We start from the raw sequence: 1,722 nt of genomic DNA on the forward strand, positions 1-1,722 counted from the left end.
CGCGAAGGCGTTCAGCACCTCCGCGTCCCGCGCGAACCGGGAGACCACCTCCCCGTTCTCGCGCTGGTCGAGGTAGAACCCGGTCTTCTGGCCGGCCTTCACGTCGACAAGAAAGCGGTTCGGCCCTTCCCGCACCTCGATTCGATCAGGGGGCTCGCGCCCCGCGAGAACACCGACCGCCGGCTCCAGCCCCTCCTTCGCGCGGGAGAGGACATCCGAACGCTCGTAGATCCCCTCGGGCGCGAGGATCTCGCCGAGCGCCTTCACGATTTCCTCTTTCCAACACTCGACGCCGGCCGACGCGAACTGGCACACGAGGAATGCGTCGTAGCGATCAACGACGAGGCCCGGGAGTCCGTCCGCCTCGGCGTTCACCACGCGGTACGCATTGACCATTGAATGATCAAGGATCGTCCGGCGGAATGCGGCGGCTCTCTCGATCCGCGCGCGGAAGAACGCGGGCCCGACCGTCTCGTTCGGATCGAAGGTCCAGACGCGCGCGGCGATCTGCGAGCGAGGGGAGAAGGCGGCCCGCGCGAGGAGCGCGCGGTTCTCGCCGAGGACATCCGCCGTTTCGCCGGCCGACGGGCTTCCCTCGACCGCTCCGACGGCGCCCGAGAAGATCCACGGGTGGCGACGGAGAAGGGCTTTCCGCCCGGTTGGCTTCAGGATGAGAGAGGGCATCGCGGCTCGAAGAGGGTCTCTCCGCCTCGTCTCGGCCGGCGCCGCACCAGGCGGGAATCCTCATGTTGTTCAGGACGGCCTGGTTTGCGCGCGTTTTCGTCGCGAGGACGCGGAGCGCGTCTGCGGCAAGAACGCGCTTAAACGGTCGCCTTGTGAATCATCCGCTTCAGGTGATGGATCCGGCGGCGCACGAACTTGAGTTGTTTCGAATCGCGCGCGCGAAGGGCTTCGTCGCGCTTCGCGCGGAGCGCGCGGATCTTCGCCTTCACATCGGCCTTGTTGATCCCCACCACCCGGTGATGCGCGCGCGTGTCGATCCCGAGCGCCGCGCAAATCGCCTTCACGAGGGGTTCCTTGTGCATCGTGCTGTGGCCGTGGACCGCCTCATGGTCGATTCCCTTGGCGATCTCGCGAAGCTCGGTTACGTTCTTCGCCGCGAGTTCCTCGTACGTGTAAGCCATCGATCTCCTCCGAAACGATGCGCATCCGTCGATTGCGGGGCGTTCGGACCGGCGACCGCCCCTTCTTCGCCCTTTGTATCACGAAACGTCCGCGGCGGCCAGTGAAAGCGCTCGCGCCCTCGATCAGCTTTCCGATTCCGGAAGCTGCACGACCTCGATGCCCGACCCTTCGAGGATGGCGATCGACTCGGCGTTCCGGTACTCGCGCGCGTAGTAGATTCTCGTGACGCCGCCGAGGTTGATCAGCCGCTTCGCGCACATCACGCACGGAAGGTGCGTGACGAGCACGATCTTCTTCGTCTCGCGCGGCTCCGCGCAGTTGATCACCGCGTTCTCCTCGCTGTGAAGGCAGCCGCAGTTCCCCTCCACGTCGCGGTCGCACGTGTTCGGAAGGCCGGTGGCGTTTCCGTTGTAGCCGACCGCGAGGATCCGGCGGAAGTCGGCTGAGGCAATCACCGTGCCGACCTGAAGGCGCTTGCAGGTGCTCCGGCGCGCGAGCAGGAAGGCCATCTTCATGTAGATTTCGGGGAAGCTCGGGCGCGTGGAGGAATGCCTGCTCTCCCTGCGTCTCTTCGCG

3 protein-coding genes are annotated in these 1,722 nt (G+C 66.0%); all 3 read right to left on the reverse strand.

Annotation, left to right across the window (positions count from 1 at the left end; translation table 11 throughout):
• A partial coding sequence (locus FJY73_14400; GenBank protein MBM3321850.1) for a 23S rRNA (cytosine(1962)-C(5))-methyltransferase RlmI occupies nucleotides 1-684 on the reverse strand: 684 nt, incomplete at its 3' end.
• Between the two features lie 137 nt (nucleotides 685-821).
• On the reverse strand, nucleotides 822-1,145 hold the full coding sequence (locus FJY73_14405; protein ID MBM3321851.1) for a hypothetical protein: 324 nt from the start codon (nucleotides 1,143-1,145) through the stop codon (nucleotides 822-824).
• 123 nt (nucleotides 1,146-1,268) lie between these two features.
• The coding region (locus FJY73_14410; GenBank protein ID MBM3321852.1) for a hypothetical protein at nucleotides 1,269-1,722 on the reverse strand (454 nt) is incomplete at its 5' end.

Source organism: Candidatus Eisenbacteria bacterium (assembly GCA_016867715.1).
Classification (GTDB): Bacteria; Orphanbacterota; Orphanbacteria; order Orphanbacterales; family Orphanbacteraceae; genus VGIW01.

Bases quoted from the DNA above. Each gene is read 5' to 3' on its own strand.
- FJY73_14405 (MBM3321851.1), bottom strand. From the start codon at position 1,145: ATGGCTTACACGTACGAGGAACTCGCGGCGAAGAACGTAACCGAGCTT.